Origin of the sequence: Streptomyces thermospinosisporus, from assembly GCF_039526425.1 — a bacterium.
In the GTDB taxonomy this organism is placed as follows: domain Bacteria; phylum Actinomycetota; class Actinomycetes; order Streptomycetales; family Streptomycetaceae; genus Streptomyces; species Streptomyces thermocarboxydovorans.
Window position 1 is genome coordinate 1 of the sequence record NZ_BAAAIZ010000007.1, and the last position, 12,509, is coordinate 12,509.

The window sequence follows — 12,509 nt, forward strand, 5'->3', positions numbered from 1 at the left end:
CTGCGGGGCGGCCGGGAACGGCGCGGCGGAACCCTCCGCGGGGCCGTGACCCGCCGCGTCCGGCCGGTGGGTCTCGCTGGATGCGGGCGTGCCCGGGGAGCCGGGCGCGGCCGGCCAGGACGGCGCGGCGGGCGGCGCGGGCGGGGGCGGCGGGAAGCCGCCCTCCGGCGGACTCGGCGGCGGCACGGAGCCGTTCATGGCGATCGTGGGCTGGTCCTGAGGCCGCGCGGGGACGGCGGACAGGTCGTAACCGCACGCACCGCAGAAACGATCACCCGCCTCGAGGGGTTCCTCGCAGCTCGGGCACTTCGACAGAGCGGCCTGCTGAGGCATCTGCGACATCAACTACACCCACGTCCGGGGGCGGTAACGGTTGGCACGTTCCACCAGGTCGATCCTCTCCTCACCGCTCCGCGCCAGCCGGGCCAGCATGCGGTACGAACGCTCCAGACCGAAGCGCAGGCCCCGCTCGTCCAGCCCGCTGCCGAGCAGCGTCCGTCCCCCTGCGCGGAAGAGAACGGAACCCTGGTCCCCGGAGAGTACCCAGTCCAGCGCACACCCGAGGACCTCGGCCGCCAACTGCTCCCGGCGCGCCGGGTCCAGGCCGTACGCCTCCAGGGCCTCGACCTGACCTGCGGCGGCGGTCAGGTCGTCGAGGAACCGTACGTCACCGGGCGCCGCGGCGCGTCCGCGCAGCCGCGCCCGCACGGCCGCCACACGCGCGGCCGTGTAGTGGATGGACGACTCCGGCACCGACTCCAGCGTCCGGACCGCGGCGGCCCGGTCGGCGGTGGCCAGCTGGACCCGGGCGAGACCGAACGCCGCGCTCACATGGCTCGGATCGGTCGCCCACACCAGGCGGTAGTACTCGGCGGCGTTGTCCAGCTGCCCCAGCACCTCGGCGCACAGCGCCAGCGCCAGCTTGGGCGCGATCTCGCCCGGGAAGGCGTCGTAGATCGCGTCGAAGGACAGCGCGGCGGCCTCGAAGTCGCCGGTGACCAGGGAGGCAAGGCCCCGGTACCAGACCACCCGCCAGTCGTCCGGGTCCTGCTCCTCCAGGATGCGCAGCGTCTCCAGGGCGGTGCCCGCGTCGCCGGCCTCCAGCCAGGCCCGCACCTGCCTCAGCCGGGTCTCGGCCGACGGGGAGGGCGCGGCGGCCAGCGCGTTGATCAGCTCCCCGCCGGGCGCGGAGGTCAGCAGGCCCGCCAGGAAACCGGCGTTGGGGTCGGACGGGTCGACGTGCGGCACGGGCAGGGCCAGCGCGGCGGCCGGGGTGTTGACGGGGCGGACCAGGGCCGGGCCGACGGTCCCGGGGGCGGGGGCGATTGCGGGTGCGCCGACGGGAGCCGGGGCGGCGGAGGCGGAAGGAACGGGGGGAGGGGCAGGGACGGGCGGGGTGCCAGGGGTGGGCGCGGGGGCCGCGGGGGTGGTGGCTGCCTTGGCCCGCTTGCGGGCGCGCACCGGGCGGGTGCCCAGGACGGAGACCTCACCGGCCGGCTCCGGGAACAGATCCGTGTCGGTGACGCGGAGTTCGGGCCCGAACAGGGTGGACAGCGAGGGGCGCGCCCGGCCCGTCTGGAGCGAGACGACCTCGCGCAGCACACCGGTCAGCTGCTCGCTCATCTCCTGCGCGGAGGCGAACCGGCGCGCCGGGTCCGGATCGGTGGCGCGGACCAGCAGCCGGTAGAAGGACTCGTACTGCCGGAACACCTCGATGGTGTCCGGGTCGGGCAGCGAGTCGACGTAGACGCTGGTGTAGCCCTGGAAGTCGAAGGTGAGCACGGCCAGCGTCCGGGCGACGGTGTACAGGTCCGAGGCCACCGAGGGGCCGCTCTCGGCGACCTCGGGCGCCTGGTAGCCGACCGTGCCGTAGATGGCCGACTCGTCGTCGTCCATGCGGCGCACCGCGCCCATGTCGATCAGCTTCAGCTGATCCTCGCTCTGGATCGCGTTGTCGACCTTGAAGTCGCAGTACAGAAGGTTTCTGCTGTGCAGATGGCCGAGGGCCTCCAGCGCCTCGATGCCGTACGCGCAGGCCTGCTCCACCGGAAGCGGGTCCCGCCTGCCGTCCGGGGTGCGGCGGGCGTTGGCGATCTCCTTCAGCGACTTGCCGCCGACGTACTCCATCACGATGTAGCCGTCGAGGGAGCCGGTGCGCTGGTCCAGGTGCTCCACGAAGTTGTAGATGCGCACGATGTTGGCGTGCTCGATCTCCGCCAGGAAGCGCCGCTCGGAGATCGCCGCCGCCATCGCGTCCTGGTCGCCGGTGTCCAGCAGGCCCTTGAGCACCACCCAGCGGTCCGAGACCGCCCGGTCCACCGCGAGGTAGATCCAGCCCAGGCCGCCGTGCGCCAGACAGCCGACCACCTCGTACTGGCCGTGCACCACGTCCCCGGGCCGCAGCTTGGGGATGAACGAGTACGGGTGGCCGCACTTGGTGCAGAAGCCCTCCACGCGGCCCGGCCGGCCGCTGCGGGCCCGGCCCACCGGGGCGCCGCAGTCCGACCGCGAGCAGAACCGCTTCCGCTCGGGCACCTCCGGGTTCTGCAGCACCATGGTGCGCGGATCGGGGCGCGGGATCGGCGGCACCGTGACCAGTCCGGCGCCGAGGCGGCCCCGGCCCGAGGAACCGGCCGCCGAGCCGGAGCTGCGCACCGACACCGAGCGGCCCGAACTGCGGCCGGACAGCGAGCGGGAGAGGCGTCCGGACACCGAGCGGCGGGACTTGGACGACTGCGACGAGGTGCGGGAACTCGCGCGCGAGCTGCGGCTGCTGGAACGGCCGCTGCGGCTGCCGGCCGAACCGCCGGATCCCTTGCCGCCGGCGGTGATGCCGGTCGGGGCGGAGCCGACCATGCCGCTGGAGGAGACGACCGGGGCGAGGCCGCAGGTGTCGCAGTACAGCTCGCCGCCGCCGACGTCCTCGTAGCTGCCGTCGCAGCCGGGGCGCTGGCAGGGGCGCTGGGCCTGGGCGGCAGCCGAGGGCTGGGCCTGGGCAGCTTGGGCAGCTTGGGGCGGCTCGGGTGCGTGGGCCGGTGGCTCGTTGCGCTGTGCGGGTGCGGGTGCGGGTGCGGACTGGTGCGGTGATGCGGGCTGGGCGGCGGGCGGCTGTGCCGAGTTCGGCTGCGGCGGGGTGCGCGGCTGGGCCGGGATCTGCTGCAGGCGCTGCGCCGGGTGGGGTGTTGGCGTGGGGACAGCGTTCGACGCCGGGGCCGATGCCGGGGGCGGCGATGGGTGCGACGTCGGGGCCGGTGACGGGTGCGCTGCCGGGGCCGGTGCGGGGGGCGGCGACGGGTGTGATGTCGGGGCCGACGACGGGTCGGGCGTCGAGTTCGAGGCCGGGGTCGCCGGGGGGGTGGTTGCCGGGGACGGCGTCGGGGTGGATGCCGGGGACGGCGATGGGTGCGACGTCGGGGCCGGTGACGGGTGCGCTGCCGGGGCCGGTGCGGGGGGCGGCGACGGGTGCGATGTCGAGGCCGGCGCAGGGTCGGGCGTCGAGTTCGAGGCCGGGGTCGCCGGGGGGGTGGTTGCCGGGGACGGCGTCGGGGTGGATGCCGGGGACGGCGTCGGGGTGGATGCCGGGGACGGCGTCGGGGTGGATGCCGGGGACGGCGATGGGTGCGACGTCGGGGCCGGTGACGGGTGCGCTGCCGGGGCCGGTGCGGGGCGCGGCGACGGGTGCGATGTCGAGGCCGGCGCAGGGTCGGGCGTCGAGTTCGAGGCCGGGGTCGCCGGGGGGGTGGTTGCCGGGGACGGCGTCGGTGCCGACGCCGGGTCGGGTGCCTGGTCCGGTGCCGGGTTGCGTGTCTGGTTGTCCGGCTCGCTCATGTCGCTGCCTCCCCCTCGTCGCTCATGCGCCGGACCGACCCCCTCCGGTCCTCCGGGCCGGCCTGGCCGGGCACCCGCGGGGCGGAGCCGAGCAGTTCGGCCGCCGCCTGCTGGTAGCGGAGCACGGCCTGCTCGGCGGCGCGCAGATCACAGGGCGCGCTCCACAGCATGCGGCGCGCCTTCTCGTACCGCTCGATCAGCAGCGGATCCTCCGCAAGCCCGTGCCGGGCCACCTTCGCCTTGTACGCGTCCAGCCGGCCGCGCAGCTCGGCGCGGACCGCCAGCGGCGCGGTGACGGCGGTCAACGACTCGCGGGCCCGCAGCAGTTCGTCCTCCGCCTTCTGCTCCAGCGACTCCAGCAGCGGCGACAGGCGGTGCCACTGCGCCTGCCTGCGGTACTCCGCGGCCGTGGCCAGCTGCTCCTGCAGTACGGTCGGCGGGCCGCTGACGACCGGCACCTCCGTGGCGGCGATCTTCGCCAGCACCTCGCCCCGCGCCGTACGGGCCTCGGCGAGCGTGCGGTCGGCGCGGGTCAGCAGGTCCCGCAGGCGGACGATGCGTTTCTCGGCGTCCTGGCGGACCGTCAGCACCGCGTCGATCTCCCGGCGGACGTCCTCCAGGGCTCGCGCCTCACGGTCGTAGACGGTGGTGTCGGGCTTGCCGCCGCCCGGTGCCGAACTGCCCTCGGCCGGCTGCCAGAACGCCAGCGGGTCGGAGACGACCTCCTCGCGCAGCTTGGTCAGGGTGCGGGTGATGCGCTCCAGGTCGTCGCCCGCCGGGTGCTCGCCGGGGCGCACGCCCACGGAGTGCGCCAGCTTGCGGGTGCGCTGCAGCTCGGCGGCGAGCAGATCTATCCGCGCGGGCAGCGCCGACCACACCGCGTCCGCGGCGACCACCACGTCCAGCGAGGACGCGTACAGGGCGTTCATCCGGTCGACGAGGCCGGCCAGCGAGTAGCGCTCGGTGAGGCGGCCCTGCTGCTCGCCGTGCAGGGTGGGCGCGTTGGCGGTGACGGCCGCCGAGCCGGCGACCGTGACGCACTCGCCGCGCAGCAGCTCCGTCAGCTCCACCAGGTCCTCGCGGCTGGACCAGCGGCGGCGGGACCTGATCTCGCGGGCGGTGCGCAGCGCGTCCGTGTACGCGTCGAAGTACGTCCACAGCAGCGTGATCGCCGCCTCGGTGGACTTCCAGCGTTCCGCGGTGACGCCGGTCAGCCGGGCACCCTCCAGGAGTCTCCGGCCCGCGTGGTCCTGCAGGGCGAGCAGCGAGGTCTCGATCGCCTCGTGCTCGGCGCCGAGCCGCGCCAGCGCACGGTCCACCTCGTCCCGGTCCATCACCGGCCCGGTGGGGTCCGTGTCGCCCATCGATCACCTCTCGTTGCGGGTTGGATCCGGTTGTGGGGTCGGCCGGAGTCCGCTCAGCTCTTGCGCAGGTACTCCGGTGCAGGTGGTTCCGACTTGGATGAATCCCCGGCAAGTGTCGCTGACAACCATTGGTCGTACGACGCCTGCCATCCCTTCTGGGTGTCCTTCCGCCAATCGACCAGGATCTGGTTGACCCGGCGTACCAGGTCGTCCGCGTCCTTCTTCATCGCCACGCCGTAGTACTCGGTCGTGAAGGCGTCGCCCTTGAGCTCCACCGTCGGGTCCTGCGCGGCCTGGCTCGCCGCGAGTGCGCCGTCGTTGACGACGGCGTCCACCTCGCCGAGCTGGAGCCGCACCAGGCAGTCGAGCTGGTTGGGGACCTGGGTGGAGATGTCCGTGGAGGCGGGCAGGTCGCCGTTCTTCTTGTCCTCCTCCAGCTTCGCGTACGCCGTGGAGCCCTTCGCGGTGCAGATCCTCCGGTTCGCCAGGGTCTCGTCGTAGCCGGTGATCGGTGAGGTCTTCGGCGCCAGGACCTGCTGGCCGGTCTTGAAGTACGGGGCGGAGAAGGCCACGTCCTTCAGGCGGTCGCAGGTGATCGTCATGGTGCGGACCACCAGGTCGACGCGGCCGCTCTTGATCGCGGGGATACGCTGGGCCGTGGGGATCGCCTTGAACTGGACGGCGTCGGGGTCGCCGAGGATGTCCTCGGCGATGCGGTGCACCAGGTCGATGTCGAAGCCCTCGAGGCTGGTGTTGTTGCCGCCGTTGCCGCTGGTGCGCCTGTTGGGGTCGCGGTAGCCCCAGCGGTAGCTGTTCTGGTCCACGCCGACGATGAGTTTGCGCTTCTCGCCGGGGCGGTTCTTGATCGCCTCGATGGTGGGGCCGTCGGCGTCGGAGGGGGGCAGGGTCTGCTTCTCGGGGGCGGTGCAGTCCTCCGCCTTGTCGGCTGCGCCGGCTGTGCCGGGTGCGTGTGCTGTGTTGGGTGCGTGTGCTGTGTTGGGTGTGTTCGGTGCGTTGGGTGCGGAGTTCGCGCCGGTTTCGGCCGCGGGGGCGGCGTCGGGGGTGTCGTGGACCGCCGAGCCCGTGCAGGTGAGCAGGAGTGCGAGGAGGAGGGCCACGGCGCAGGCCGTGAACATCGCGCCCACACCGCCCCAGCCCCGCAGGCCGGCCCGCATCCGTCGTGCCTTGTTCAGCATGCCCGTCACGCCCCCTCTCACCGGTACTCCGACAGCCGGCGGCCGATGCCGAGCACCGCGCCCAGTGCCCCGATGACGGCGAGGACGGCGGCGCCCACGGGCAGGCCGGTCAGTGCGTCGCGGCCGCCGGTGGCCGCGGACTTGAACTCGTGCTGTTCGTGCTTCAGGGCGGCGGCGAGGTTGGCGTCGACGCTGTCGAAGCACTCGCCGGTGGTGCCCTTGGCGCCGATGACCATGTTCAGGGCCTGCTGGTAGTTGCCGTTGTCGTCCTGCTTGCGGGCCGCGTCGTGGCGCTTGTGCCACTCGGTCATGTTGCCGACCGCGGCGGTCACGGGCTTCTCGCCGGTGCTGTCGTCGGCGAGCCGGCGGGCGTGGGTGAGACCCTTGGCGAGGGTGTCCATGTTGCGTTCGAAGTCGTAGTCGTACGCGTCGACGGTCTCGTCGCCGACCTGCCGGGTCTCCGCGCCGCGGGCCACCAGGGTCAGGTTCTCGTTGCCGCGGGCCTTGAGGGAGGCGATACGGGCGTCGTTGAGGACGGTGAGGGAGCGGACGCCGTGGTCGTGCGAGTCGTTCAGGCCGGAGCGGGCGACGGTGTGGCCGACGAGGAGCCAGAGGAGGACGGCGGTGGTGGTGGCGGTGGCGGCCACCAGGCCGTGGTTGAGGACGCGGTTGGTGCGCAGGTAGTTGCGGCGCTGGGCCCAGGCGAGGGCGGTGAGGGCGGCGGTGCCGAGGGCGATGGCGAGCCAGGGGTAGGGGGTTGCGCGTCCGTAGTCGGACTGCAGGCGCTGGTTCTCCTTTGTGTAGAGCTCCTCGGCGGCCGGGAGCATCTCCTGCTGCATCTTCTCGTTGGCGTAGCGGAGGTAGGCGCCGCCGACCGGGAAGCCTTGGCGGTTGTAGGTGCGGGCGCGTTCGACCAGGCCCTTGTACTCGGGGAGCAGGCGGTTGAGCTTGGTGATGGTGGGGGTGGAGGGGGAGTCCGGGTCGGCGCTGGCCGCGGCGGTGACGAGTTTGCCGGCGGCGGTGCGGATGCCCTTCTCGTAGCGGGCGCGGGATTCGGCGGTCTCCTGACCGCCCGCCAGGAAACCGCTGGAGGCTGCGGTGTTGGCGTCGGCGAGGGAGCGGTAGATGTCGGCGGCGTCGGAGCTGAGGGGCTGGCTGCTGGTGAGAACGTCGTCGGCGGCGGAGGCTCGTTCGGTGGTCTGCCAGGCGGTGACGGCGCCGAAGCCGAGGACCAGGGCGGCGAGGAGGGCGCCGATGATGCGGAGGCGGCCGGGTTCGGTGGTGGCGGCGTGGCGGAGGTGGTCGATGCCTTCCGCGAAGGCGGTGCGGCGGCGTGGGGTGGGGGCGTGCGGCTCCGCCGGTGAGGCCGGTGAGGCCGGTGGTGCCTCGGCGCTGTGCGTCTGTGTCAGTGTCACTTGACCTCCCCCATGGTCATCTGTCGCGGCAAGTATTGCCGCTGGGACTGACATCTGCACCTCCTCACCAATACGCCGTCAGGCCCGGTTTCGGTTCCCGCTGCGGCTGGGTGAGGTTGCGCGTCGACTGTGCCCGCGGGCCGGTGGGGGTTCGCGTGGCCATGCCTGCGGCGCCACTGCGGCTCCGGTGGGGGTGCGCGTAGCGCCCGCGGTGGGTGGGTGAGTCGGGGCCGGGGTGGTGGTATCCGTCCTCGGTCTGGCGCGAAATCGGCTTCCTACCGGGGTACTGGCGCGGACGCGCCGGCCGCTGCGGGCGGACACCACCACCCCGGCCCCTCCCCGCCGCGCGCGAGTGCACCACGCCTACGCCCCGCTTCGGCTGGGCGCCGCGCGCGACTGCACCCACTGCGGGCACCACGGCCGCCCCGCTGCGGCAGCCGGGCCCGCGTAGCTGCGGGCAGTCGTGCCGCTGGGGCGATGGGGGTCCCCCGCTCGAGCGCAGTCGGGAGTGGGGGAGGGTGGGCGATGGGGGTGCCCCCGCTCGAGCGCAGCCGAGAGTGGGGGAGGCACCCCTTCAGCGGGGCCAGCGCACCCCACCCCCGGCCCGCACCCACGCCGGGTGCCCAATGCCGCCGACGGGAGGTCAGCCGTAGTACCGAATCCAGGTCGAGCTTCGACTTCTCGATGAAGGGCTCGAGGCCGAGGAAGGCGCCCGAGGAGCAGAACTTGCCTATGTTGGAGGTGGTGAAGGAGGACACCACGTCCGGGCCCTTGGAACCGCCCGCACGCAGGGCCTGGTTGAGCTTGTCGTCGTTGATGTTGCCGACGACCTTCACCTTGATGTCGGGGTGGGCCTTCTCGAAGCGGTCGATGTTCTCCTGGACCGCCTTCACCTCGGCGGGGCGCTCCAGCCGCGCCAGAAGGTGATCGTGGTCTCGGCGTTCGGGTCGTCGGTGGCTCCGGTGCCGGACTGGCCGGTGCAGGCGGCCGACAGCAGGGCGAGGGAGGTGACCGCGGCCAGGGTGAACGCCGCTTTCGGTTTGTTCCGGGCATGACAGGGCTCCGTAGGGCGTGAGAGGGGCTCCTGCGGTGGGAGGGGCTCCGTGGGGCGGTGGAGGGAGGGTGGTGCCGGAGTCAGTGAGAGGGAGTTGGTGCCGGAATCAGTGAGAGGGAGTTGGTGCCGAGTCAGGGAAGGGGCGGGGGTGTCAGCGGGAGGTGTCGAAGACTTCGTCGCGGGTCGTGGCCAGGGCGCTCTCCAGGGCGCCGCGCAGGACGGGGTGCTCCCGGACGTCGCCGGTGACCAGCCGCGGGCGGGAGGCGGCCAGTTCCTCCAGCTCGGCCTGGACGAGGGCGCGCAGGGTCTCGCCGCCGGAGGTGAGGCCGGTGCCGCTCAGGACGACGAGTTCGGGGTCGAGGACGGAGACGAGGGAGGCCAGCCCGGTGGCGACCCGGGTCGCGTAGGTGGCCAGCAGGGCGCGGTGGCGCTCGTCCCGCTCCGCGGCCCCGGCGGCGCGCTCCAGCAGGGCGGCGGCCACCTCGGTGTAGTGGCCCTGGGGGATGTCGCCGATGCCCAGCTCGCGGGCCAGCTTCGGGACCGCCTGGGCGCCGGCCAGCTCCTGGAAGCCGCCGCTGTTGGCCTTGGTGACCTGGCGGACCAGGGGCGTGCCCGGCACCGGCAGGAAGCCGACCTCGCCGGCGCCTCCGGTGAAGCCCCGGTGCAGCCGCCCGCCGAGGACCAGGGCGGCGCCCAGGCCCTCCTGGTTCCACAGCAGGACGAAGTCGTCGTGGCCGCGGGCCGCGCCCAGCCGCTGCTCGGCGACGGCGACCAGGTTGACGTCGTTCTCGTACTCGAACGGCATGGGCAGCGCGGCGGCCAGCTCCTCCAGCAGCGTGGGGGAGTGCCAGCCGGGCAGGTGGGAGGCGTAGCGCAGGCGCCCGGTGTTCGGGTCGAAGGCGCCCGGGGTGCCGATGACCAGGCGGTGGATGTCCGACCGGCACAGTCCCGCCTCCTTCACCGCGCCGTCCAGGGCGTCGGTGACCTGCTGCACGACCGGGACGGCGGGCCGGCGGCCGGGGGTGGGCAGCTCGTACCGGCCGACCGTGCGTCCGGTGATGTCGGCGACGGCCGCCAGGATCCGCTCGGGTGTGACATCGAGCCCGGCGGCGTATCCGGCGGCCGGGTTGACCTCGTAGAGCTGGGCGCCGGGGCCGGGCCGGCCGGCGGTGGTGCCGGTGGCGAGCACCAGCCCGGCCGCCTCCAGGCGGGCCAGGAGCTGGGAGGCGGTGGGCTTGGACAGGCCGGTCAGCTTGCCGATCCGGGTGCGGGACAGCGGGCCGTGCTCCAGCAGCAGGTCCAGGGCCGCGCGGTCGTTCATGGCGCGCAGGACGCGCGGGGTGCCCGGCGTGCCGGCGGTTCCTGCCATGGGGTGCGACACCTGCCTCTCGTCGACTGCCCAGCTTCTCAACGGCCGGTGGCGGTCGTCCAGTCACTGTTAGGAAAGTTTCCTATCGATGCCAGGAACGTACGCCCGCCGGGGAACGGGCGTCAAATGGGAGGGGGGAAGGGGCGCGAAGAGCGCGGGGACGCGAGAAGGGCGGCGCCCGGTGACCACCGGGTGCCGCCCTTCGGCGTGCCGGATCGGCTACTTCGTGGTGCTCGGCGGCGTCAGCGGGGACGCCGCGACCGACTGCGGGGAGACCGAGCTGGCGTACGCCGACGGCGGGGCGACGGAGGCCGCCGGGTCGGGGCCCGGCTCCGGGTCCTCCGGGGTCGTGGCGCCGCCCACGATGCGGATGCCGGCGGCGTCGAAGGCCCGCTTGATACGCCAGCGCAGCTCGCGCTCCACGGAGAGGGACTTGCCCGGCATGGTCTTCGCCGAGACGCGGACCACCATCGAGTCAAGGAGCACCGAGTCCAGGCCGAGGACCTCGACCGGGCTCCACAGGAGCTCGTTCCAGGGCTCCTCCTTGTTCATCTTCTCGGCGACCTCGACGAGGGTGGCCTGCACCCGGTCCAGGTCCTCGTCGGAGCGGACGGTGACGTCGACGTTGGCGGTCGCCCAGCCCTGGGAGAGGTTGCCTATCCGCTTGACCTCGCCGTTGCGGACGTACCAGATCTCACCGTTGTCGCCGCGCAGCTTGGTCACCCGCAGCCCGACCTCGATGACCTCGCCGGAGGCCACGCCCGCGTCGATGGTGTCGCCGACGCCGTACTGGTCCTCCAGGATCATGAAGACGCCGGAGAGGAAGTCCGTCACCAGGTTGCGGGCGCCGAAACCGATGGCCACACCGGCCACACCGGCGGAGGCCAGCAGCGGGGCGAGGTTGATCTGGAAGGTGCCCAGCACCATCAGCGCGGCCGTGCCCATGATCAGGAAGGACGCGACCGAGCGCAGTACCGAGCCGATCGCCGCCGAGCGCTGGCGGCGCCGCTCGGCGTTGACCAGCAGCCCGCCGAGACCGGAGCCGTCCACCGCCTCGCCGGTACGGGCCATCCGCTCGATCAGCTTGGTGATGGCTCTGCGCACCACCACCCGCAGCACCACGGCGATCACCACGATCAGCAGCACCCGCAGACCGATCGCCAGCCACGTCGACCAGTTCTGCTCCACCCAGCCGGCGGCGTTGGTGGCGCTCTCCTGGGCGTCCCGGAGCGAGGGCACGGTCGGTGTCTCGGTCTCCGAGGGGGTCGGCGAGGGACTCACGGCCGCCAGGGCGACGTCCGCAACGGGCAAGGACACGGCAGGTACCTCCAGGTGCACGTTCTGCCCCCGGTGCGATAGCCACGGTCACATCAGTTCGGCAAGGTCATGCCGATTACGAAAGGGTCACCGGTACGGCAGAACCACCACACTATCGGGGCATTGTGGAGGACCCCGCAGCCTCGGTGAAGAAGTAATGGCCCTCACCTGCGCTTGAACCGGCCATGGTCCGGGGGAAGACACTCCTGTGTGGTCGAAAACACTCCCAGCCCGTTACCGGGACATGGTGGCGCGTTCACCTGGCATGAGAGGAAACTGACTACGAAATCGTCCCGGCGCGAGCCACGCGCCGCCGGCGTACAAGGAGGCATCCGTGCCGCATGTCCTGGTCCTCAACGCGTCGTACGAGCCACTCGGCGTCGTACCGCTCCGCCGCGCGCTCGTGCTCGTCCTCGAGAACAAGGCCGTCTGCCTCGAGGAGTCCGGCGCCTATCTGCACAGCGCAACCGTCACCGTCCCCGCACCCAGCGTGGTCCGGCTCAAGCGTTTCGTGCGTGTTCCCTACCGGGGGCCCGTTCCTCTGACGCGGCGGGCGCTGTTCGCCCGTGACGGGGGCCGGTGCATGTACTGCGGTGGCGTCGCAACCAGCGTCGACCACGTCATCCCGCGCAGTCGTGGGGGCAAGCACGTCTGGGACAACGTGGTGGCCTCCTGCCGCCGCTGCAACCACGTGAAGGCCGACCGGCATCTGCGCGAACTCGGCTGGCGCCTGCGCCACAAGCCGGCCCCGCCCACCGGTCTGGCCTGGCGCATCATCGGCACGGGCCATAGGGACCCGCGCTGGCTGCCCTACTTGCAGCCGTACGGCGCGGACGACGTCCTGGCCCGGATCGACGGCATCTCCGCCTGACGATCCGGGCCTTCGTGTGTCCCGCCGAGTCGGCCGTGCGTCCCGCCCGGCGGCGACCGGTCCTGGCGGCCGGCCCCGGGAGACCCCCGTTCCCC

Annotated in this window: 9 protein-coding genes and 1 pseudogene; 2 read left to right on the forward strand and 8 right to left on the reverse strand. The window is 73.0% G+C overall.

Translation table 11 applies throughout. The features are described 5' to 3' along the window. Both ABD207_RS02685 and ABD207_RS02690 read right to left on the reverse strand, forming a co-directional pair. Nucleotides 1-345: zinc ribbon domain-containing protein (locus ABD207_RS02685; protein ID WP_425580614.1), on the reverse strand; the 345-nt coding region annotated here is incomplete at its 3' end. Continuing rightward, complete coding sequence (locus ABD207_RS02690) at nt 346-2,589, reverse strand: serine/threonine-protein kinase (protein ID WP_425580615.1); 2,244 nt, start codon at nt 2,587-2,589, stop codon at nt 346-348. 1 nt (nt 2,590) lies between these two features. Between ABD207_RS02690 and ABD207_RS32075 the strand changes: the two genes are divergently transcribed. Beyond that, complete coding sequence (locus ABD207_RS32075) at nt 2,591-2,929, forward strand: hypothetical protein (RefSeq protein ID WP_425580616.1); 339 nt, start codon at nt 2,591-2,593, stop codon at nt 2,927-2,929. Nucleotides 2,930-3,824: 895 nt separating this feature from the next. Here ABD207_RS32075 and ABD207_RS02695 read toward each other — a convergent pair. The 6 genes and pseudogenes from ABD207_RS02695 to ABD207_RS02720 form a co-directional block, all read right to left on the reverse strand. Continuing rightward, complete coding sequence (locus ABD207_RS02695; RefSeq protein ID WP_344009755.1) at nt 3,825-5,192, reverse strand: hypothetical protein; 1,368 nt, start codon at nt 5,190-5,192, stop codon at nt 3,825-3,827. A 53-nt stretch (nt 5,193-5,245) separates the two neighbouring features. Then, complete coding sequence (locus ABD207_RS02700) at nt 5,246-6,388, reverse strand: transporter substrate-binding domain-containing protein (protein WP_344009818.1); 1,143 nt, start codon at nt 6,386-6,388, stop codon at nt 5,246-5,248. Nucleotides 6,389-6,405: 17 nt separating this feature from the next. Further along, nucleotides 6,406-7,797 (reverse strand): hypothetical protein, encoded by a 1,392-nt coding sequence (locus ABD207_RS02705; protein ID WP_344009820.1) that lies wholly within the window; start codon nt 7,795-7,797, stop codon nt 6,406-6,408. A gap of 665 nt (nt 7,798-8,462) precedes the next feature. Beyond that, nucleotides 8,463-8,824: pseudogene (locus ABD207_RS02710) on the reverse strand (ABC transporter substrate-binding protein); the annotation flags it as partial. A gap of 184 nt (nt 8,825-9,008) precedes the next feature. Continuing rightward, nucleotides 9,009-10,226, reverse strand: a complete 1,218-nt coding sequence (locus ABD207_RS02715; RefSeq protein WP_344009756.1) for an ROK family transcriptional regulator — start codon at nt 10,224-10,226, stop codon at nt 9,009-9,011. 219 nt (nt 10,227-10,445) lie between these two features. Next, on the reverse strand, nt 10,446-11,543 hold the full coding sequence (locus ABD207_RS02720; protein WP_344009757.1) for a mechanosensitive ion channel family protein: 1,098 nt from the start codon (nt 11,541-11,543) through the stop codon (nt 10,446-10,448). 334 nt (nt 11,544-11,877) lie between these two features. On the opposite strand from ABD207_RS02720, the gene ABD207_RS02725 reads away from it, so the two are divergent. Next, nucleotides 11,878-12,414, forward strand: coding sequence for an HNH endonuclease (locus ABD207_RS02725; protein WP_167998117.1), 537 nt, complete (start codon nt 11,878-11,880; stop codon nt 12,412-12,414). Nucleotides 12,415-12,509: the final 95 nt, after the last annotated feature.